The 21879-nt window shown below is 55.6% G+C and carries 13 protein-coding genes, 4 tRNA genes, 3 rRNA genes and 1 riboswitch; of the genes, 6 read left to right on the top strand and 14 right to left on the bottom strand.

What is annotated here, in order from left to right; translation table 11 throughout:
- Positions 1 to 47 precede the first annotated feature (47 nt).
- A complete protein-coding gene (locus tag ABH912_RS13095; RefSeq protein WP_429510847.1) occupies positions 48 to 4184 on the top strand; it encodes a CheR family methyltransferase in 4137 nt (1378 codons plus the stop codon).
- A gap of 7 nt (positions 4185 to 4191) precedes the next feature.
- Here ABH912_RS13095 and ABH912_RS13100 read toward each other — a convergent pair whose 3' ends face one another.
- The 5 genes from ABH912_RS13100 to ABH912_RS13120 all read right to left on the bottom strand — a co-directional run bounded on the left by ABH912_RS13100 (position 4192) and on the right by ABH912_RS13120 (position 10541).
- Entirely contained in the window at positions 4192 to 4731 is a 540-nt protein-coding gene (locus ABH912_RS13100; protein ID WP_429510848.1) for a hypothetical protein, read from the bottom strand.
- Between the two features lie 197 nt (positions 4732 to 4928).
- Positions 4929 to 5044 (bottom strand): 5S ribosomal RNA (gene rrf / locus ABH912_RS13105).
- Positions 5045 to 5203: 159 nt separating this feature from the next.
- Positions 5204 to 8095, bottom strand: a 23S ribosomal RNA gene (locus ABH912_RS13110).
- Positions 8096 to 8408: 313 nt separating this feature from the next.
- Positions 8409 to 9945: ribosomal RNA gene (locus ABH912_RS13115) — 16S ribosomal RNA — on the bottom strand.
- Together the 16S, 23S and 5S rRNA genes form the textbook arrangement of a ribosomal RNA operon.
- Before the next feature lie 519 nt (positions 9946 to 10464).
- Positions 10465 to 10541 (bottom strand) — tRNA-Arg (locus tag ABH912_RS13120).
- Positions 10542 to 10833: 292 nt separating this feature from the next.
- On the opposite strand from ABH912_RS13120, the gene ABH912_RS13125 reads away from it, so the two are divergent.
- Positions 10834 to 11067 (top strand): hypothetical protein, encoded by a 234-nt coding sequence (locus ABH912_RS13125; RefSeq protein ID WP_429510849.1) that lies wholly within the window; start codon positions 10834 to 10836, stop codon positions 11065 to 11067.
- Positions 11068 to 11089: 22 nt separating this feature from the next.
- Positions 11090 to 11269, top strand: coding sequence for a PA3371 family protein (locus ABH912_RS13130; RefSeq protein ID WP_033056185.1), 180 nt, complete (start codon positions 11090 to 11092; stop codon positions 11267 to 11269).
- Here the strand turns inward: ABH912_RS13130 and phnN are convergent.
- Positions 11244 to 11816, bottom strand: coding sequence for a phosphonate metabolism protein/1,5-bisphosphokinase (PRPP-forming) PhnN (gene phnN / locus ABH912_RS13135; protein ID WP_429513100.1), 573 nt, complete (start codon positions 11814 to 11816; stop codon positions 11244 to 11246). The two genes, ABH912_RS13130 and phnN, sit on opposite strands and share 26 nt — an antisense overlap.
- A 386-nt stretch (positions 11817 to 12202) precedes the next feature.
- On the opposite strand from phnN, the gene ABH912_RS13140 reads away from it, so the two are divergent.
- Positions 12203 to 12529 carry an Arc family DNA-binding protein gene (locus ABH912_RS13140; protein WP_003178899.1) on the top strand — a complete coding sequence of 109 codons (327 nt, stop codon included), beginning with the start codon at positions 12203 to 12205 and terminating at the stop codon, positions 12527 to 12529.
- A 100-nt stretch (positions 12530 to 12629) separates the two neighbouring features.
- On the opposite strand, the gene mgtE is transcribed toward ABH912_RS13140, so the two are convergent.
- Positions 12630 to 14072, bottom strand: coding sequence for a magnesium transporter (gene mgtE / locus ABH912_RS13145; RefSeq protein WP_033056182.1), 1443 nt, complete (start codon positions 14070 to 14072; stop codon positions 12630 to 12632).
- A gap of 319 nt (positions 14073 to 14391) precedes the next feature.
- Between mgtE and ABH912_RS13150 the strand changes: the two genes are divergently transcribed.
- Entirely contained in the window at positions 14392 to 14910 is a 519-nt protein-coding gene (locus tag ABH912_RS13150; protein WP_429510850.1) for a cell envelope protein SmpA, read from the top strand.
- Between the two features lie 19 nt (positions 14911 to 14929).
- On the opposite strand, the gene ABH912_RS13155 is transcribed toward ABH912_RS13150, so the two are convergent.
- The 7 genes from ABH912_RS13155 to ltaE all read right to left on the bottom strand — a co-directional run bounded on the left by ABH912_RS13155 (position 14930) and on the right by ltaE (position 20899).
- A tRNA-Arg gene (locus ABH912_RS13155) sits at positions 14930 to 15006 on the bottom strand.
- Between the two features lie 71 nt (positions 15007 to 15077).
- A tRNA-Arg gene (locus tag ABH912_RS13160) sits at positions 15078 to 15154 on the bottom strand.
- Between the two features lie 107 nt (positions 15155 to 15261).
- Positions 15262 to 15352: transfer RNA gene (locus ABH912_RS13165), tRNA-Ser, on the bottom strand.
- 62 nt (positions 15353 to 15414) lie between these two features.
- Complete coding sequence (gene csrA / locus ABH912_RS13170) at positions 15415 to 15603, bottom strand: carbon storage regulator CsrA (protein WP_002554426.1); 189 nt, start codon at positions 15601 to 15603, stop codon at positions 15415 to 15417.
- A gap of 187 nt (positions 15604 to 15790) precedes the next feature.
- The gene (locus ABH912_RS13175) at positions 15791 to 17032 is read right to left on the bottom strand and encodes an aspartate kinase (RefSeq protein WP_046045479.1); all 1242 of its coding nucleotides are present in this window, start codon (positions 17030 to 17032) and stop codon (positions 15791 to 15793) included.
- 91 nt (positions 17033 to 17123) lie between these two features.
- Positions 17124 to 19748, bottom strand: coding sequence for an alanine--tRNA ligase (alaS, locus tag ABH912_RS13180; RefSeq protein ID WP_429510851.1), 2625 nt, complete (start codon positions 19746 to 19748; stop codon positions 17124 to 17126).
- A gap of 146 nt (positions 19749 to 19894) precedes the next feature.
- Entirely contained in the window at positions 19895 to 20899 is a 1005-nt protein-coding gene (gene ltaE / locus ABH912_RS13185; RefSeq protein WP_429510852.1) for a low-specificity L-threonine aldolase, read from the bottom strand.
- 195 nt (positions 20900 to 21094) lie between these two features.
- A riboswitch (FMN riboswitch) is annotated at positions 21095 to 21265 on the top strand.
- Positions 21266 to 21367: 102 nt separating this feature from the next.
- On the opposite strand from ltaE, the gene ABH912_RS13190 reads away from it, so the two are divergent.
- The gene (locus tag ABH912_RS13190) at positions 21368 to 21877 is read left to right on the top strand and encodes a 6,7-dimethyl-8-ribityllumazine synthase (RefSeq protein ID WP_007943897.1); all 510 of its coding nucleotides are present in this window, start codon (positions 21368 to 21370) and stop codon (positions 21875 to 21877) included.
- The last annotated feature ends 2 nt before the right edge of the window (positions 21878 to 21879 follow it).

Below are 21879 nucleotides of genomic sequence, written 5' to 3' on the forward strand. Positions count from 1 at the left end.
GTCGCTTGAAACCAAGACGCTCTACGTCGCTGCTAAAGGCCGAAGTCATGACCACCACACCCAAGCGCTCGGATACGGATTCTGAGCGAAAGACCCTGAGCCCCAGCACCCTGGACTTTCCGGTGGTGGGCATCGGTGCGTCGGCGGGCGGGCTGCAAGCGATCAAACTGTTCTTTGAAAACATGCCCCAGGACAATGGCATGGCGTTCGTGATCATTCTCCATCTGTCCCCCGATCACCAAAGCATCGCTGACAAGATCATCCAGGAATCGACCAAGATGCCGGTTCTGCAGGTGACCGAAACGGTGGCCATCCAGAAAAACCGGGTGTACGTCATTTCACCGGCGCAACGGCTGACAATGAACGATGGCTTTCTGGAGGTCAGCGCCACAGACCCGAGCGAAGGTCGCCACGCGTCCATTGATCTGTTCTTCCGCGACCTGGCCGATGTGCACCGCGAGCGCGCCTTCTGTCTGGTGTTGTCAGGCACCGGCTCGGATGGCGCGGTTGGCTTGTCACGGATCAAGGAACAAGGTGGCATCACCCTGGCCCAGGCACCGGAAGATGCCGAATTCGATGGCATGCCTTGCGCCGCCATCGAAACCCGCATGGTTGACCTGGTGCTGCCCGTGGTGGAAATGCCGCAAAAGCTAATGGAGCTATGGCGCAACTCCAGGGAAATCAGTTTGCCCACCGCCAACGATCCGGAACTGCAAACCATTGCAGCGGTGTCCGAGCGTGACGCGGCACTTGCCGAACAAGTGCTGCGCGACATCCTGATTCAGTTGCGCACCGGTACCGGCCATGACTTCAAACACTATAAACGCGCCACCGTATTGCGCCGGATCGAACGCCGGATGCAGGTGACCGGCCAGTCGGACCTGAGTGCCTATTACCAGTATCTGCAGAACAATCCCGAAGAAACCAAGGCACTGCTGGGCGACATGCTGATCGGCGTGACCAACTTCTTCCGTGACAGAGAGGCTTTCGAAGCCCTGGAGCGGGATGTCGTACCGCAACTGGTCAGCGCTGTCGTGTCCGCGCAACCTGAAAAAGAAGAAATCAGGGTCTGGTCCGCGGGCTGCTCCACGGGTGAAGAAGCCTACAGTCTGGCGATGCTGCTCAACGATCAACTGCAACTGGACGCCAGCGTGGCGTCGATGCAGCTGTTCGCCACCGACATCGACGAACGCGCCATCAGCGTCGGCCGGGCCGGCCTGTATCCACAAGCGATCATCACCGATGTGCCACCCTCGCGGCTGCGCCACTATTTCATCAAGGAAGACGATCACTATCGAATCCGCAAGGAAATCCGCGAAAAGGTCTTGTTCGCCAAACACAGCCTGTTGTCCGACCCGCCCTTCTCGCAGATCGATCTGATTGTTTGCCGCAACCTGCTGATCTATCTGGATCGCGAGGTGCAACGCGAAATCCTCCAGATGTTCCACTTTGCCCTGCGCCCCGGCGGCTTCCTGTTCCTCGGATCTTCCGAGAGCGCGGACGCGTGCCACGAATTGTTCGCCCCGGTGGATAAACGCAACCGGATCTTCCGCGCCAAGACCGGCACGGCCAACAGTCGGCGCACACCGACCATGCCGCGTGGGGGTTATGTGCGGACCAACACGTCCCAACAGGTCCCGCAAAGCAGCGCGCCGCGCAAATTGTCATTTGGCGATATCCATCAACGCGCCCTCGAACAGTCCGCACCACCGAGCGTGATCGTCGATGCCAACGCCGACATCCTGCACATGAGCGAGAGTGCAGGGCGTTTCCTGCGTCATGTCGGCGGTGAATTGTCGCGCAACTTGCTGACGCTGATTCTTCCGGAACTGCGCCTGGAAATCCGCACCACGCTGTTCCAGGTCCAGCAGAGCGGCCTGCCGGTCAAGTCCCGCGAAGTCCCGATCAAGCGTGATAAACGCAGTTACCTGATTGATCTGGTCGCGCATCCCTACAAGGATGAAGAATCGGACGGCGAATACGTCCTGGTGATTTTCGAGGAAGTCGAGGTCGACCCTGCCGAACGAGCGGCCACCACCGTGCTACAGACTGAAAGCCAGGTGCTGTCCAACCTTGAGCGCGAACTGCAACGCACCAAGCTGCACTTGCAGGACACCATCGAACAATCGGAAGTCTCCAGCGAAGAGCTCAAGGCTTCCAACGAAGAAATGCAGGCCATCAACGAAGAACTGCGCTCGGCCACCGAAGAACTGGAGACCAGCAAGGAAGAGCTGCAGTCGATCAACGAAGAGCTGCTGACGGTCAACTACGAGCTGAAAACCAAAGTCGAAGAAACCGACAAGATCAACGACTACCTGACCAACCTGATCGCTTCCACCGACATCGCCACGGTGTTTGTCGATCGTGGCATGCGCATCAAGTGGTTCACTCCGCGCGCTACTGACATCTTCAGCATGTTGCCGGTGGATACCGGGCGCTCCTTGCTCGACATTACCCATCGCCTGCATTACGAGGACCTGGTCGCAGACGCGGCGCAGGTGTTCGAATCGCTGAACATGATCGAGCGCGAAGTCAGCAGCACCGACAACCGCTGGTACATCGCCCGCCTGCTGCCCTATCGCTCCAGCGAAGACCACATCGACGGCACCGTGCTGACGTTCATCGACATCACCAAACGTCGAGCGGCTGAAGAAGAGCTGCGACTGGGCGAAGAACGCATGCGCCTCGTCGCCGAAAGCACTCGCGACTACGCCATCATCACCCTCGATGAGCAGGGCGTGATCACTACCTGGAACAAAGGCGCCGAATTGATTTTCGGTTACAGCAAGGCTGAGGCCGAGGGCGCCTATTACGACTTCATTTTCTCGCCTGAAGATCGTGCGTCCGGGGTGCCTGAAAACGAACTGTTGTCAGTGCGCACCCATGGCCGCAGCGAAGATGAGCGCTGGCACGTGCGCAAAGACGGCAACCGCTTCTTTTGCAGCGGCGAGGTGACCTTGCTTAGCGGCGACAATCTCAAAGGCTACGTCAAAATCGCCCGCGACCTGACCGGTCATAAGCGACAGCATGAAGAACAGAGCCAACAACTGGCCGAAACGCGCAACACCAACTATCTCAAGGATGAATTCTTCGCGGTCATGTCCCACGAACTCAAGCATCCTTTGAACCTGATTCAGCTCAATGCAGAACTGCTGCGTCGCTTGCCGGTGACCAAGTCGGTGGCGCCGGCCGCCAAGGCCGTCAACACCATCTGCGACGCCGTCAACAGCCAGGCACGGATCATCGATGATCTGCTGGATGTGGCGCGGGTGCGCACCGGCAAACTCAAACTGAAACCCATTGCTGTCGATCTGGCCGGTGTGTTGCGCGATATTCACGCCGTCGTGCTCAACGACCGACACGATGCCACCGTCGAGCTACACGTGCCTTCAGACGCCTTGATGGTCCATGCCGACCCGACGCGCCTGGAGCAGATCATCTGGAACCTGGTGAATAACGCGCTGAAATTCACGCCCTCCAACGGCCGCGTGCAATTGATCGCCTGCCAGGTTGGAAACATGGCGCGACTGGATGTCAAAGACAACGGTACAGGCATCGCACCCGAGAACCTCGATCACGTGTTCGACCTGTTCGGCCAGGCTGAAAAGCAGCACGTCAGCCACAACCGTGAGGGTCTGGGGATCGGTTTGTCCTTGGTCCGTCAGTTGACCGAGGCCCAACGGGGAACGGTTGAGGTGAACTCTGCCGGGGTGGGAACGGGTTGTACCTTCACGGTTTATCTGCCCTTGGCCCACACCAAAGATGAGCCGCAATCCCCGACTCAGGTCGAAGAATCCTCTGGCAGGCTGAGCGGTTTGACGATCCTTCTGGTCGACGATTCCGCCGATGTGCTGGAAACCTTGAAAATGCTGCTGGAAATGGAAGACGCGCAAGTGATTGCCTTCGACCGTCCGGTGGCGGCTTTGGACGCGGCAAAAAGCACCCGTTTCGACCTGATCATCGCTGACTTGGGCATGCCGGTCATGAACGGCCACGAGCTGATGAGCGCATTGCGTCAGTTGCCGCTGGCCAAAGATGTGCCGGCCATTGCACTGACCGGCTATGGCGCCCACAGCGACATTCAAAAATCACGGCAATCGGGCTTTAACCAGCACATTGGAAAACCGGTGTCCTACGATGAGCTGATCGAAACGATTGAAACTCTGCGGCGCTCCCAGATCTGAGACAGGGTCAGCACAGATAGGCGCGCTGTACGCAGGCTCGTCGATCGATGGCCTGCCTGAGCCGATCCTTGTGATCGGCCCAGTCCTTGGGGTCGACTTTGGTTGAGCGCATCAGCATCAACATGGCCGACTTGGCGGCGAGGTACTCCATCCAGGCATCGTCAGACCTGAGCTTCAACGACTCGCGCTCGGTCATTTCCATCTGCCGCAGCGCCAGTACCGACTCATCGGTGATCACCGGACTCAAGGTCAGTTGCACCCGGTGCGGCGCGACGAATTCCTGCGTGTCCGCCACAACTTCCCTCGCCCGCTGCGCCCCCCACTTCAACGCCACACAGTAATGCTCACCTGCGTAGCGGTCATGAAACTCCTCGCAAATCGCCCAGCCGTCAGTGTCGTAGACGCCTATAAATACCTGTGTAACCCCCTCATGACTGACCCGTGCTTGCACCTCGATGTGCAGGCCATTGCTGAGCACCTCTTCATGCGTATGGAGGGGCAACCGCGTGTTGGTCCATAACCAGAATTTTGTGCCTCTACGCCGCATCGACGTCGCTCCATGAGTTGTGTCTGGAGTAAGGCACAGCAATGACGGACTTTCCATGTAGATCGTCGGGTGGTTCCATTGACGATGCTACTGGAACCTGGGACAGCGGATGGACTGTCCCTTGTTTGCCACGCCACTTTCCTGCGGGCAAAACAAAACCCCTACCTGCATACGCAGATAGGGGTTTCGGAATTTAATCTTGACGATGACCTACTCTCACATGGGGAAACCCCACACTACCATCGGCGATGCATCGTTTCACTGCTGAGTTCGGGATGGGATCAGGTGGTTCCAATGCTCTATGGTCGTCAAGAAATTCGGTAGCCAGATCGTTTGCCTTACGGCTCACGCTCCAGCGAATGGGTAAGTGATAGATTTGGTGTTTTGTGAGTATCTCGAACTTTCGGTTCGTTTCGTCTTCACACACCGCAATCTGGTGCCTTTTCAGGTCAGCAAATTGCTTGGGTGTTATATGGTCAAGCCTCACGGGCAATTAGTATTGGTTAGCTCAACGCCTCACAGCGCTTACACACCCAACCTATCAACGTCGTAGTCTTCGACGGCCCTTCAGGGGACTCAAGGTCCCAGTGAGATCTCATCTTGAGGCTAGTTTCCCGCTTAGATGCTTTCAGCGGTTATCTATTCCGAACATAGCTACCCGGCAATGCCACTGGCGTGACAACCGGAACACCAGAGGTTCGTCCACTCCGGTCCTCTCGTACTAGGAGCAGCCCCTCTCAAATCTCAAACGTCCACGGCAGATAGGGACCGAACTGTCTCACGACGTTCTAAACCCAGCTCGCGTACCACTTTAAATGGCGAACAGCCATACCCTTGGGACCGGCTTCAGCCCCAGGATGTGATGAGCCGACATCGAGGTGCCAAACACCGCCGTCGATATGAACTCTTGGGCGGTATCAGCCTGTTATCCCCGGAGTACCTTTTATCCGTTGAGCGATGGCCCTTCCATACAGAACCACCGGATCACTAAGACCTACTTTCGTACCTGCTCGACGTGTCTGTCTCGCAGTCAAGCGCGCTTTTGCCTTTATACTCTACGACCGATTTCCGACCGGTCTGAGCGCACCTTCGTACTCCTCCGTTACTCTTTAGGAGGAGACCGCCCCAGTCAAACTACCCACCATACACTGTCCTCGATCCGGATAACGGACCTGAGTTAGAACCTCAAAGTTGCCAGGGTGGTATTTCAAGGTTGGCTCCACGCGAACTGGCGTCCACGCTTCAAAGCCTCCCACCTATCCTACACAAGCAAATTCAAAGTCCAGTGCAAAGCTATAGTAAAGGTTCACGGGGTCTTTCCGTCTAGCCGCGGATACACTGCATCTTCACAGCGATTTCAATTTCACTGAGTCTCGGGTGGAGACAGCGCCGCCATCGTTACGCCATTCGTGCAGGTCGGAACTTACCCGACAAGGAATTTCGCTACCTTAGGACCGTTATAGTTACGGCCGCCGTTTACCGGGGCTTCGATCAAGAGCTTCGCGTTAGCTAACCCCATCAATTAACCTTCCGGCACCGGGCAGGCGTCACACCCTATACGTCCACTTTCGTGTTTGCAGAGTGCTGTGTTTTTAATAAACAGTCGCAGCGGCCTGGTATCTTCGACCGGCATGGGCTTACGCAGTAAATGCTTCACCCTCACCGGCGCACCTTCTCCCGAAGTTACGGTGCCATTTTGCCTAGTTCCTTCACCCGAGTTCTCTCAAGCGCCTTGGTATTCTCTACCCAACCACCTGTGTCGGTTTGGGGTACGGTTCCTGGTTACCTGAAGCTTAGAAGCTTTTCTTGGAAGCATGGCATCAACCACTTCGTCACCCAGAGGGTAACTCGTCATCAGCTCTCGGCCTTAGAATCCCGGATTTACCTAAGATTCCAGCCTACCACCTTAAACTTGGACAACCAACGCCAAGCTGGCCTAGCCTTCTCCGTCCCTCCATCGCAATAACCAGAAGTACAGGAATATTAACCTGTTTTCCATCGACTACGCTTTTCAGCCTCGCCTTAGGGACCGACTAACCCTGCGTCGATTAACGTTGCGCAGGAAACCTTGGTCTTTCGGCGTGGGTGTTTTTCACACCCATTGTCGTTACTCATGTCAGCATTCGCACTTCTGATACCTCCAGCGAGCTTCTCAACTCACCTTCACAGGCTTACAGAACGCTCCTCTACCGCATCACCTAAGTGATACCCGTAGCTTCGGTGTATGGTTTGAGCCCCGTTACATCTTCCGCGCAGGCCGACTCGACTAGTGAGCTATTACGCTTTCTTTAAAGGGTGGCTGCTTCTAAGCCAACCTCCTAGCTGTCTAAGCCTTCCCACATCGTTTCCCACTTAACCATAACTTTGGGACCTTAGCTGACGGTCTGGGTTGTTTCCCTTTTCACGACGGACGTTAGCACCCGCCGTGTGTCTCCCATGCTCGGCACTTGTAGGTATTCGGAGTTTGCATCGGTTTGGTAAGTCGGGATGACCCCCTAGCCGAAACAGTGCTCTACCCCCTACAGTGATACATGAGGCGCTACCTAAATAGCTTTCGAGGAGAACCAGCTATCTCCGAGCTTGATTAGCCTTTCACTCCGATCCACAGGTCATCCGCTAACTTTTCAACGGTAGTCGGTTCGGTCCTCCAGTTAGTGTTACCCAACCTTCAACCTGCCCATGGATAGATCGCCCGGTTTCGGGTCTATTCCCAGCGACTAGACGCCCTATTAAGACTCGCTTTCGCTACGCCTCCCCTATTCGGTTAAGCTCGCCACTGAAAATAAGTCGCTGACCCATTATACAAAAGGTACGCAGTCACCCAACAAAGTGGGCTCCCACTGCTTGTACGCATACGGTTTCAGGATCTATTTCACTCCCCTCTCCGGGGTTCTTTTCGCCTTTCCCTCACGGTACTAGTTCACTATCGGTCAGTCAGTAGTATTTAGCCTTGGAGGATGGTCCCCCCATATTCAGACAAAGTTTCTCGTGCTCCGTCCTACTCGATTTCATGACTAAGAGATTTTCGCGTACAGGGCTATCACCCACTATGGCCGTACTTTCCAGAACGTTCCGCTAATCTCAAAGCCACTTAAGGGCTAGTCCCCGTTCGCTCGCCACTACTAAGGGAATCTCGGTTGATTTCTTTTCCTCAGGGTACTTAGATGTTTCAGTTCCCCTGGTTCGCCTCTTAAGCCTATGTATTCAGCTTAAGATAACCATCTTATGATGGCTGGGTTCCCCCATTCAGACATCTCCGGATCAAAGTCTGTTTGCCGACTCCCCGAAGCTTTTCGCAGGCTACCACGTCTTTCATCGCCTCTGACTGCCAAGGCATCCACCGTATGCGCTTCTTCACTTGACCATATAACCCCAAGCAATCTGGTTATACTGTGAAGACGACATTCGCCGAAAATTCGATAATACTCAATTAAGAGCAACTCACAAATTTTACCTTAGCCTGAGCCGTTACCAGTGAAAGTAACGTTCAGTCTATCTTTCTATCACATACCCAAATTTTTAAAGAACGATCTAATCAAAGACTAGAAATCAATATTCATAGTGGAATACTCATTTCTAAACTCTAACGAAACAGACAATCTAATATATTGTCCATCGCCTCTACAGTGAATCAAGCAATTCGTGTGGGAACTTATGGAGCAGCTGATGTCGTCGATTAAGGAGGTGATCCAGCCGCAGGTTCCCCTACGGCTACCTTGTTACGACTTCACCCCAGTCATGAATCACACCGTGGTAACCGTCCTCCCGAAGGTTAGACTAGCTACTTCTGGTGCAACCCACTCCCATGGTGTGACGGGCGGTGTGTACAAGGCCCGGGAACGTATTCACCGCGACATTCTGATTCGCGATTACTAGCGATTCCGACTTCACGCAGTCGAGTTGCAGACTGCGATCCGGACTACGATCGGTTTTCTGGGATTAGCTCCACCTCGCGGCTTGGCAACCCTCTGTACCGACCATTGTAGCACGTGTGTAGCCCAGGCCGTAAGGGCCATGATGACTTGACGTCATCCCCACCTTCCTCCGGTTTGTCACCGGCAGTCTCCTTAGAGTGCCCACCTTAACGTGCTGGTAACTAAGGACAAGGGTTGCGCTCGTTACGGGACTTAACCCAACATCTCACGACACGAGCTGACGACAGCCATGCAGCACCTGTCTCAATGTTCCCGAAGGCACCAATCCATCTCTGGAAAGTTCATTGGATGTCAAGGCCTGGTAAGGTTCTTCGCGTTGCTTCGAATTAAACCACATGCTCCACCGCTTGTGCGGGCCCCCGTCAATTCATTTGAGTTTTAACCTTGCGGCCGTACTCCCCAGGCGGTCAACTTAATGCGTTAGCTGCGCCACTAAGAGCTCAAGGCTCCCAACGGCTAGTTGACATCGTTTACGGCGTGGACTACCAGGGTATCTAATCCTGTTTGCTCCCCACGCTTTCGCACCTCAGTGTCAGTATCAGTCCAGGTGGTCGCCTTCGCCACTGGTGTTCCTTCCTATATCTACGCATTTCACCGCTACACAGGAAATTCCACCACCCTCTACCATACTCTAGCTTGTCAGTTTTGAATGCAGTTCCCAGGTTGAGCCCGGGGATTTCACATCCAACTTAACAAACCACCTACGCGCGCTTTACGCCCAGTAATTCCGATTAACGCTTGCACCCTCTGTATTACCGCGGCTGCTGGCACAGAGTTAGCCGGTGCTTATTCTGTCGGTAACGTCAAAACACTAACGTATTAGGTTAATGCCCTTCCTCCCAACTTAAAGTGCTTTACAATCCGAAGACCTTCTTCACACACGCGGCATGGCTGGATCAGGCTTTCGCCCATTGTCCAATATTCCCCACTGCTGCCTCCCGTAGGAGTCTGGACCGTGTCTCAGTTCCAGTGTGACTGATCATCCTCTCAGACCAGTTACGGATCGTCGCCTTGGTGAGCCATTACCTCACCAACTAGCTAATCCGACCTAGGCTCATCTGATAGCGCAAGGCCCGAAGGTCCCCTGCTTTCTCCCGTAGGACGTATGCGGTATTAGCGCCCGTTTCCGAGCGTTATCCCCCACTACCAGGCAGATTCCTAGGCATTACTCACCCGTCCGCCGCTCTCAAGAGAAGCAAGCTTCTCTCTACCGCTCGACTTGCATGTGTTAGGCCTGCCGCCAGCGTTCAATCTGAGCCATGATCAAACTCTTCAGTTCAAACATCTTTGGGTTTTTAAGAAACCCTAAACTTGGCTCAGCAATCGTTGGTTACATCTTTGATTTCTCGCGGAGTAACTTGTGATGCTGATAATCTTGTTGACTATCAGTCTGACTCCACAAGCACCCACACGAATTGCTTGATTCAGTTGTTAAAGAGCGGTTGGTTAAGAACTTTCGTCTCAACCGAGGGGCGCATTCTACAGCACACATCCTCAAGTAGCAACCTTAAAAGCTTCTGATTTTATCAACAAAATCAATTACTTAAACTAGGCAAGCATCAATATGCTTGTTAGCGGGAGGCGAATAATACAGGATTAAAATACGCGGTCAACCCCCGCCTAAAAATTCTTTTCCTTACCATTCCCCTCCTTTATATAGAAGGAACAGTTATGAAAAAGCCCCGCCAGATTTATCTGAGCGGGGCTTTTTTATGCCTGAAGGAATCGCTTGCACCCACCCTACACCCATGAGGGTTTGTCGGAGGGGTCATGAATTTCTAGAGGCCCTTTAGTTATGTGGTGTCCCAGGGCAGGTTCGAACTGCCAACCTTCCCCTTAGGAGGGGGATGCTCTATCCAATTGAGCTACTGAGACACAGATCGACCACAAAGAAACGCGGTGCGATGGACGGCGTGCATGTTAACGGGCAGGCCTGCTTTTGTCATGTCGTCCGTTGGGCTTTTTAAGTGTAGGCAGATGCCTCGCAGGAGCGTGGCTTTGTTTACCGTGCAAATTGCATCACCGCAAAAGGCCATCATTGCAAAATGCAATGCAGACACTTCGGCAAAATATCTTAATCCGTTGTTTTTAAAGGATTTAACTACCGTTAGACTCTTGGCATGCGAGCTGCTTCAGCTGTTCTCGAAGAACAACGGAGGCAAGCCTCATGAACAGCGCCCTTTTACTCTCGATCGCGATCGCTCTGGCGATTCTGTTGGGCTTTCATTTTTCCCCCGCGAGCGGTGTTGAGCCGGTTGCTCAACGCATGCCTCATTACCTTCAGGTGCAACGGGCCCCTCAACTGGCGGCAATGAGCGATCAACGCAGCTCTGTCAGCCAAGAAGTGAGCCAGGAAGGCATTCTGGTGCCGGCTCAGTCTTCAGAACGTTTGGTATTTTGAATCCCCCCATCAGGAACACCGCATGTCCAAATCAGCCGCAGGGTTTTTCATCCTCGCCTTACTGAGCGGCATTCTTCATCTGTCAGTGGCCCAGGATAGGATCCTAACCCTGCCCTCGATCGCCAGCGGCGTGTTCGGTGCGTTGTTTGTGCTGGCGCTGATTGCCGGGCGCAAGATCAAGTTCGATCCGGTACTGCGTTAACCCTCAGCAAGTCCAGCAAATTGGCAACTGTGGTGGACAGCTCACCTGAATTGTCGAGCCGATAAATCTGCGTGTCACCGTTTGAACCCTCTGCCGCGAATAACCCATTGCGATGCAGCCTTGCTTCAATCTCCGTAATACTCTCGCGACCACGACGCAGCAGGCGCTCTCGCAGGACTTCATCGTTGACCGTCAACAGAACCGGCAACAGCGTTGGATACCGGAGCAGCGCTTCAGCCAGATGGCCACGAGAGCCGTTGACCAAGACATGCCGACCTTCATTGAGCCATTGATCAATTTCGATCGGAATACCGTAATCCAGGCCATTGGCGTTCCAGCACAGCGCGAAATCGCCCTCGACTCTGCGCTGCTCGAACTCATCCCTGGAAACGCCAATCGCATCCTCACCCACTGATTCGGCCGACCGCGTGATAACCCGACGCACCACTTCACAATTGAGCGTCTGCAACGCCTCTCGGGCGGCTTCGATGAGGCTGTCTTTGCCGGACCCAGATGGCCCCATCAAGTAAATCAGCCTGCCATCCATCCTGAAATCACCTCCCACTGAACGTCTTCCCCTAGTAAATCGGCCAATTGCCACTATCCTGTACCAGTAAGGAACACTGATCGAATCTACACAGCATGCGCCTTCAGCCGCCCCAGGACATCACCTGTCGGGCAAGAGGAGGCCGTCAGTGATACGGACCAGCGCAAACTTTTCAAACCAGTCCGCATTTCTGATAATTGGTGCTGGCATAACGCCTTTATCCAGTTCAATATTTGTCACAGAATTGACGCCAACGAACTGGCTACTTTGAGGCATGATGCGAGCCTTTATCAATTCAGGTTGAACATTTGGCCAGACCGCTTGTCCTATCAGACATCCTGCGGCCAATCCCGAGAACCGCTCCCCTGAACTAACCGGTTAAATATATGCGCCCATTGAAACAGGCAATTTATTCCAGCCGTACGGCTGACAAGTTCGTCGTACGTCTGCCAGACGGAATGCGTGAACGCATTGCCGAGGTGGCTCGCAATCATCATCGCAGCATGAACTCCGAAATCATCGCGCGCCTTGAGCAGAGCCTTATTCAAGAAGGCGCGCTGGGCGAAGAATTGAGCATGCGCCTGGACAGCCCGGAGCTGTCATTACACGAACGTGAACTGCTGCAACGTTTCCGCCAACTCTCCCACCGCCAGCAGAACGCACTTGTTTCGCTGATTGCGCATGATGCCGAAATGGCCGCAGACGCTTCCTGATCTCATCCGAAAGTTCAAGCCAGCTTAATCGCTGGCTTTTTTTTGCCTGAAATTCGGGCAAAAAAAACCCGCCGATTGGCGGGTTTCTAATGTCGATAAGTCAGAGCAGGAAGATCGTCGCCAACCCGAGAAAGATGAAGAACCCGCCGCTGTCCGTCATGGCGGTGATCATCACGCTGGCGCCCATCGCAGGATCGCGGCCAAGCCGCGCCAGAGTCATGGGAATCAAAACCCCCGCCAATGCCGCCAGCAACAGGTTGAGCGTCATGGCAGCGGTCATCACCACCCCCAGAGACCAACTGCCATAGAGCAGATAGGCGACGACGCCGATCACACCACCCCACACCAGGCCATTGATCAGACCTACCGCGATTTCCTTGCGCATCAGACGCGAAGTATTGCCGGTACTGACCTGATCCAGCGCCATGGCCCGAACGATCATGGTGATCGTCTGGTTACCTGAGTTACCACCGATACCTGCCACAATCGGCATCAGTGCCGCCAACGCCACCAATTTCTCGATGGAGCCTTCGAAAAGACCGATCACCCGGGATGCAATGAACGCGGTAATCAGGTTCACCGCTAGCCAGGCCCAACGGTTACGCAGGGATTTCCAGACTGACGCAAAAATATCTTCCTCTTCACGCAGACCCGCCATGTTGAGAACTTCGTTTTCGCTCTCCTCACGAATCAGGTCGACCATTTCGTCGATGGTCAGACGGCCGATCAACTTGCCGTTTTTGTCGACTACAGGCGCCGAGATCAAGTCGTAACGCTCAAACGCCTGAGCAGCGTCATAGGCGTCCTCGTCCGGGTGAAAACTCACCGGGTCGCTGGCCATGACGTCCGAAACCTGTTTTTCCGGATCGTTGACCAGCAAACGCTTGATCGGCAAAACCCCCTTGAGCACGCCGTCGTAATCGACCACGAACAGTTTGTCCGTGTGGCTGGGCAACTCCTTGAGCCGGCGCAGGTAACGCAAAACTACTTCAAGACTGACATCCTCACGGATCGTCACCATCTCGAAGTCCATCAGCGCACCGACCTGCTCCTCGTCGTAGGACAACGCAGAGCGGACGCGCTCACGCTGTTGACCGTCGAGGGTTTCCATCAGCTCGTGGACGACGTCTCGCGGCAGCTCGGAGGCCAGGTCAGCAAGTTCGTCGGCGTCCATGTCCTTGGCCGCAGCCAGGAGCTCGTGATCGTCCATGTCGGCGATCAGCGTTTCACGAACGGAATCGGATACTTCGAGCAGAATGTCGCCGTCGCGATCGGCCTTGACCAATTGCCAGAGCGTCAGACGATCGTCCAGCGGCAAGGCTTCAAGGATATAGGCGACGTCGGCGGAGTGCAGATCATCGAGCTTACGTTGCAACTCGACGAGGTTTTGCCGGTGAACCAGGTTCTCGACCCGGTCGTGATGCGGACCTTCCTGGCGGTGAGTCAGGTCTTCGACCACCCGCTGACGCTGCAGCAGCTCAACAACTTGAGCGAGGCGGTCCTGCAAGCTTTCCTGCGTTTTCTTTACTTCAACTTCAGACATAGGCGAACTCCACTCCCAGCAGCGGGGCACGCCGGAAGGATCAATCAGTCAATTCATGATTGGAAAAACGGGGTACTGAGTAACTACTGGGTAAGTCCATGGAGGTATTCCACAAGCCCCGGCGGGGCTGACGGGCGCAATGATACACCGCCCGACGGTTTAAAACGTTAAAAAATCGTGGCTGAAACAAGCGCTTGCAAGACAAACCTGAGCGCTGCCTGATCCATCAAACTGCGACGACTCATCCTGAAAAGAAAACACACCACGACTGAAAAATGTAACGACTACTCTTTAGATGGACCGTCATGGAGGACGTTTAATGCCATCGAATGCCTATTATTTTTTATTGATTACCCTGCTCTGCCCGTCGCCCTGGGCGCTTGCCACGACCGTTCACCGCTGCGAGGCGGCCGACGGGCGCATTACCTTCACTACGTTGAGCTGTACGGCCGGAGACAGCCTTTCGCTGCAGGATGCCCGCACCTTCACACCGGGCAGCGTGATCGCTCTCATGCCGGAGGCCGAGAATCGCGAAACATCAGGTATGAAAATCAAAAGGAGGGATCCGACTGTCGTCGGCAAGACCGAGGACAAATGTGGAGACCTGATCAGCGCCAAAGAACGCCGCGAAGCCATCATCAATCAGCGGGTTGTTGCCGGGATGAGTCAGCAGGATGTCGAGAGCGCCCTCGGCAAGCCAGACAAGATCAATATTCGCAATTCGGCCATGAGCTACCGCTACGACAACAAGCGAGGTCGTAGCGCGAACATCGAGTTCGATGAGAGAGGATGCACCAAAGGAAAAGCCAAATCCCAGACGGCAAAAAGCCCGCGTTAAACGCGGGCTTTTTGTTGTTTGGTGCACTCGACAGGATTCGAACCTGTGACCGCTCGGTTCGTAGCCGAGTACTCTATCCAGCTGAGCTACGAGTGCATTTGTGTTTTTATACCAGATCACAACTGGTTGAAGCCAAGTCATTCACATTACTGCAGATGACTCTTAAATGGTGCACTCGACAGGATTCGAACCTGTGACCGCTCGGTTCGTAGCCGAGTACTCTATCCAGCTGAGCTACGAGTGCATTTGTTGCCGCGCATTATAGGCCGTCTAATCTCTATGTCAAACACTTTTTCTAGTAATTTCAACAACTTACCGAAGAAGCCAGATTACAACGTACTACGCAAATAATGGCGGAGAACGGGGGATTCGAACCCCCGACACCCTTTTGAGGTGTACTCCCTTAGCAGGGGAGCGCCTTCGGCCACTCGGCCAGCTCTCCGCAACACGGGGCGTATATTAACCAGCTTCTTCCCCGTTTGCAAACATAAAAAACGATAAAAATTAATGGCTTGGTTCTTCGTCCTTCTCTTTCTTTATACGCAGGTAAATTTCCTCACGGTGGACCGCAACCTCTTTCGGGGCGTTGACACCGATACGCACTTGATTTCCTTTGACGCCGAGCACGGTCACGGTGATTTCGCCATCACCAATAATCAGGCTTTCTGCGCACCGACGAGTCAGAATCAGCATACCTTTCTCCTCACGCATTTCATTTCAGGGACAACAGTCTGCAAAAAAAAGGCACTCGACCTACAACCGGAACGATCGCAGCCCTACATGCCTGAGTATTGACTAGCGCGAGCAAAAGAACAGCCTCGGGTCGCACCATTCAAAAAAACAAAAGGGCGCGGTCAGACCGCGCCCTTCGGTTAACGCATCACTCGCCCTGTCGGACCGGTGCGTCCAGTTCGAAAGCCGTGTGCAGAGCGCGCACAGCCAGTTCCAGGTACTTCTCTTCGATCACTACGGAGACTTTGATTTCCGAGGTCGAGATCATCTGGATGTTGATGCTTTCCTTCGCCAACGATTCGAACATGCGGCTGGCCACACCTGCGTGGGAGCGCATGCCGACACCGACGATCGACACCTTGGCAATCTTGATGTCGCCAACGACTTCACGGGCACCGATCTCGCGAGCGGTGTTTTCCAGCACGGTTTGCGCGGCCTGGAAGTCATTGCGGTGCACGGTGAAGGTGAAGTCGGTGGTGTTATCGTGCGCAACGTTCTGCACGATCATGTCGACTTCGATGTTCGCGGCACTGATCGGGCCGAGAATCTTGAATGCAACGCCCGGGGTGTCTGGCACGCCACGGATGGTCAGCTTGGCTTCATCGCGGTTGAAAGCGATGCCGGAAATGATCGGCTGTTCCATGGTTTCCTCTTCATCAATAGTAATGAGGGTGCCCGGACCCTCCTTGAAGCTGTGCAGTACGCGCAGCGGAACGTTGTACTTGCCGGCGAATTCCACCGCACGGATCTGCAACACCTTGGAACCGAGGCTGGCCATTTCCAGCATCTCTTCGAAGGTAATCTTGTCCAGGCGCTGAGCCACGGACACCACACGCGGGTCGGTGGTGTAGACGCCGTCGACATCGGTGTAGATCTGGCATTCGTCAGCCTTCAAGGCTGCCGCCAGCGCCACGCCGGTGGTGTCGGAACCGCCACGACCAAGGGTGGTGATGTTGCCGTGCTCGTCGACGCCCTGGAACCCGGCGACAACAACCACACGACCGGCCTTCAGGTCGCCACGAATCTTCTGGTCATCAATCTGCAAGATACGCGCTTTATTGTGCGCACTGTCCGTCAGAATCCGCACCTGGTTGCCGGTGTAGGACACCGCTGGCACGCCGCGCTTGATCAGCGCCATGGCCAACAGTGCAATCGTCACCTGCTCACCGGTGGAGACGATCACGTCCAGTTCACGAGGAACTGGCTGGCCGTCGCCACTGATTTTCTTGGCCAGATCGATCAGACGGTTGGTTTCGCCGCTCATTGCAGACAGCACAACCACCAGGTCATCGCCGGCTTCGCGGAACTTCTTAACCTTGTCGGCGACCTGTTCGATTCTCTCGACAGTGCCGACCGAGGTGCCTCCAAATTTCTGTACGATCAAAGCCATTTCAAAGCCGCCTCTGCCCATGAAGGGCGCCCAAATAATCACTCAAACAGCGTTGCGGCCCGCCACTAGACTGCGGGCCGGACACACTGCCTTATAAACCCTGCTCTACAAATGGAACAGTCAGGGCCAATGCCGCATCCAGTGCGCCAGCGTCAGTACCACCGCCTTGCGCCATGTCTGGACGACCACCGCCCTTCCCGCCCACTGCAGCAGCGGCTTGCTTCATCAAATCACCGGCTTTGAGTTGGCCAGTCAGGTCTTTGGTTACGCCTGCAACCAGAACGACCTTTTCCTCATGGACACTGCCGAGCAGGATCACTGCGCGGCCGAGTTTGTTTTTCAGTTGATCGACCAGCGCCAGCAGCGCCTTGCCGTCCTGACCGTCCAAGCGCACGGCCAACACTTTCACGCCTTTGACATCCAGGGCAGAAGCCGACAGATCGTCGCCCGCTGCGCTGGCAGCCTTGGCCTGCAACTGCTCGAGCTGCTTCTCCAGCAGACGGTTGCGCTCCAGCACAGCCGACAGCTTGTCGATCAGGTTGTCGCGGCTACCCTTGACCAGGTTGGCCGCTTCCTTGAGTTGTTCTTCAGCAGCGTTCAAGTATGCCAGCGCCGCAGCGCCAGTGACCGCTTCGATACGACGCACGCCGGAAGCCACACCGCCTTCGCTGATAATCTTCAGCAGGCCGATGTCGCCGGTACGGTTGGCGTGGATACCACCGCACAGCTCGACGGAGAAATCACCGCCCATGCTCAGTACGCGCACATTGTCGCCGTACTTCTCGCCGAACAGCGCCATGGCGCCCTTCTGCTTGGCGGTTTCGATATCGGTTTCTTCGGTTTCAACTTCGGAGTTCTTGCGAATCTCGGCGTTGACGATGTCTTCCAGCGCCTTCAACTGCTCAGGTTTGATGGCTTCGAAATGGCTGAAGTCGAAGCGCAGGCGCTGACTGTCGACCAACGAACCTTTCTGCTGAACGTGATCGCCCAGCACCTGACGCAGTGCCGCGTGCAGCAAGTGAGTCGCCGAGTGGTTCAGCGAAGTCGCGTGACGCACTTCGGCATCAACGTGAGTCTCTACCGGCGCGCCGATGGTCAGGCTTCCCGAGTCCAGCACGCCGTGATGCAAGAAGGCACCACCGGTTTTGGTGGTGTCGCGTACGTCAAAGCGCGTGTTGCCTACCTGAAGGAAACCGCAGTCGCCAATCTGACCGCCGGATTCAGCGTAGAACGGCGTCTGGTTCAGTACGACCACACCCTCGTCGCCTTCACTTAATACGTCGACCGCCTGGCCATCTTTATAGAGGCCAACGATTTTCGCCGAACCGCAGGTGGCGTTGTAACCGGTGAACTCGGTGGCCACATCAACCTTGACCAGGCTGTTGTAGTCCATGCCGAAGGAGCTGGCGGAACGGGCACGGACGCGCTGGGCTTCCATTTCGCGCTCGAAGCCTTCTTCGTCGATGGTCAGGCTGCGTTCGCGAGCGATGTCGCCGGTCAGGTCCATCGGGAAACCGTAGGTGTCGTAGAGTTTGAACACTACGTCGCCCGGCACCACATCGCCTTTGAGCTCGGCCAGATCCTGCTCGAGGATTTTCAGGCCCTGCTCCAGGGTCTTGGCGAACTGCTCTTCTTCAGCTTTCAGTACGCGTTCGATGTGCGCTTGCTGGGATTTCAGCTCAGGGAAGGCTTCGCCCATCTCGGCAGTCAGTGCCGCAACGATCTGGTAGAAGAAGCTGCCCTTGGCGCCCAGCTTGTTGCCGTGACGGCAGGCGCGACGAATGATCCGGCGCAGCACGTAGCCGCGACCTTCGTTGGACGGCAGCACGCCGTCGGCAATCAGGAAACCGCACGAGCGAATGTGGTCGGCGACAACTTTCAGGGACGCCTGATTGTCGTTGGTGCAGCCGATGGCTTTGGCCGATGCGCTCAGCAGGCTCTGGAACAGGTCGATTTCATAGTTCGAGTGAACGTGCTGCAGCACGGCACTGATCCGCTCCAGGCCCATACCGGTATCGACCGACGGCGCTGGCAACGGGTGCAACACGCCATCGGCGGTGCGATTGAACTGCATGAACACGTTGTTCCAGATTTCAATGTAACGGTCGCCGTCTTCTTCCGGCGAGCCCGGTGGGCCGCCCCAGATGTCGGCGCCGTGATCGTAGAAAATCTCGGTGCAAGGACCGCACGGGCCGGTATCGCCCATGGTCCAGAAGTTGTCGGAAGCATACGGCGCGCCCTTGTTGTCGCCGATTCGAACCATGCGCTCGGCCGGAACGCCGATTTCCTTGGTCCAGATGTCGTAGGCCTCGTCATCGCTGGCGTAGACGGTGACCCAGAGCTTTTCTTTCGGCAGGTTCAGCCACTTGTCGGACGTCAGGAAGTTCCAGGCGTAGGTGATCGCGTCGCGCTTGAAGTAATCACCGAAGCTGAAGTTACCCAGCATTTCGAAGAATGTGTGGTGACGGGCGGTATAACCGACGTTTTCCAGGTCGTTGTGCTTGCCACCGGCGCGCACGCATTTCTGGCTGCTGACTGCGCGGGTGTACGCGCGCTTTTCCTGGCCCAGGAAACAGTCCTTGAACTGGTTCATCCCCGCGTTAGTGAACAGCAGGGTTGGGTCGTTGCCCGGAATCAAAGAGCTGGAGGCTACACGGGTGTGGCCTTGCTCTTCGAAGAAGCGAAGGAAGGCTTCACGGATTTCTGCGCTTTTCATTAGGTTCTTCCACGGAGGCTGCGGCCAAAGGCCTGTGCGAAACGTCAACAGACGAAGCGACGGCAAAGGGCCGCATTATATCGGCCCTGCGCGCGGGGTACAGCGTGTTTATACGATAGAAACGGTCAATTGGACCGCTAACGCTATCAGTTGCGCGAAAACTCGACGAATGTCGCGACGACCTGCTCGATTTGAGCGCGGCTGACGTCCATGTGCGTGACCATACGCAGACGTCCGGCAGCGCTCAGCTTGATCCCACGTTCGGCGGCAAACGCCTTGATGGCCTCGGCCTTGTCGCCCATCTGCACATAAACCATATTGGTTTGCACCGGCTCGACCTCGTAACCCGCCGCTCGCAAGCCTTCGGCCAGCAACTGCGCATTGGCGTGGTCATCCGCCAGACGCTGAACATGGTTATCCAGCGCGTACAAACCGGCTGCTGCCAGAATCCCGGCCTGGCGCATGCCGCCGCCGACCATCTTGCGTAGGCGTCGCGCCTTAGTGATCAACTCGACCGAACCGCACAACACCGAACCGATCGGTGCGCCCAGGCCTTTGGACAGGCAGACCGATACGGAATCAAAGTGCTGAGTAATTTCCCGGGCATCGACACCCAATTTGACCGCCGCGTTGTACAGGCGCGCGCCGTCCAGGTGCAGTTGCAACCCATGTTCACGGGTAAAGCTTCGAGCCCGCGCCAGATACTCCAGCGGCAAAACCTTGCCTTGCATGGTGTTTTCCAGCGCCAACAAACGGGTACGGGCGAAGTGGAAGTCATCCGGCTTGATCGCCGCCGCGACGTGCGCCAGGTCCAGCGAGCCGTCGGCCTGCACCTCCAGCGGTTGAGGCTGGATCGAACCCAGCACGGCCGCGCCGCCACCTTCGTACTTATAGGTGTGAGCCTGCTGGCCGACGATGTATTCGTCACCGCGTTCGCAGTGGGCCATCAAGCCCAGCAGATTGCTCATGGTGCCCGTCGGAACAAACAGCGCTGCAGCAAAACCCAGCCGCTTTGCAAGCTCGGCTTCCAGTCGATTGACCGTCGGATCTTCGCCGTAAACGTCGTCACCGGTGGCCGCTGTGGCCATCGCGTCGAGCATCCCTGCGGTCGGTTGGGTGACGGTGTCGCTGCGAAGATCGATAACACTCATGAATCTGGCCTCGGTAAGCAGGGAAAATCCCTTTCAATCAGGAATTACTGCGGTCATGCAGACCAATAATCAACCCTCGAGCAGGAAAAGGCTTCCTGAACCGACGAAAAAGTTGATAGCAATCATCAGATAGCAGCAATGCACAGGTGAGAAATATGTGTTAAAAACGCTTCGCCGCCAAACATTCTGGCGGCAAAACGTTCTCAGGGCGGGGTGCAACTCCCCACCGGCGGTAATTGCGCGCAATGCGCATAGCCCGCGAGCGCTTGGCGACAGGCACGGCAATGGCTGTGATGGCGGCAAGGTCAGCAGACCCGGTGTGATCCCGGGGCCGACGGTCATAGTCCGGATGAAGAGAGAACGGGATTGGCGCCAAAGGGCCGTCCGCAGGCATTCGTGCGAGCGTGCGTACCCTTAAATCCCATTCGATTCATATGCCCTGTTTTTTACATAAACAGGAGTCAGAACATGCAACCCACCGCAATCGATAGCAAAAGCAAAAACCATCAGGGCGAGCGCGTTGCGTTCATCCAGGCCTGCTGGCACAAGGAAATCGTCGATCAGAGCCGTAAGGGCTTTGTGGCCGAAATGATTGCTCAGGGTTATCAGGAATCGGAGATCGATTTCTTCGAAGTCGGCGGCGCCTTTGAAATTCCGCTGCACGCCAAGCTGCTGGCCAAGTCCGGTCGTTATGCCGGCATCGTCGCGGCGGGCCTGGTGGTTGACGGCGGGATCTACCGCCACGAATTCGTCGCCCAATCGGTGATCAGCGGGCTGATGCAGGTTCAGCTGGAAACCGAAGTGCCGGTGTTCTCGGTAGTCCTGACCCCGCACCACTTCCATGCCGGCGAAGAACATCAGAAATTCTTCTTCGAGCACTTTGTGCATAAAGGCCAGGAAGCGGCGAAGACGTGCGCGGATACGCTGCACAAGATGCGTGCGTTGCGTCGTAGCGAGCCACGTGCGGTAGCCGTGTAAGC

Origin of the sequence: Pseudomonas sp. BT76 TE3572 (assembly GCF_050435365.1) — a bacterium.
GTDB classification, from domain to species: Bacteria; Pseudomonadota; Gammaproteobacteria; order Pseudomonadales; family Pseudomonadaceae; genus Aquipseudomonas; species Aquipseudomonas fluorescens_W.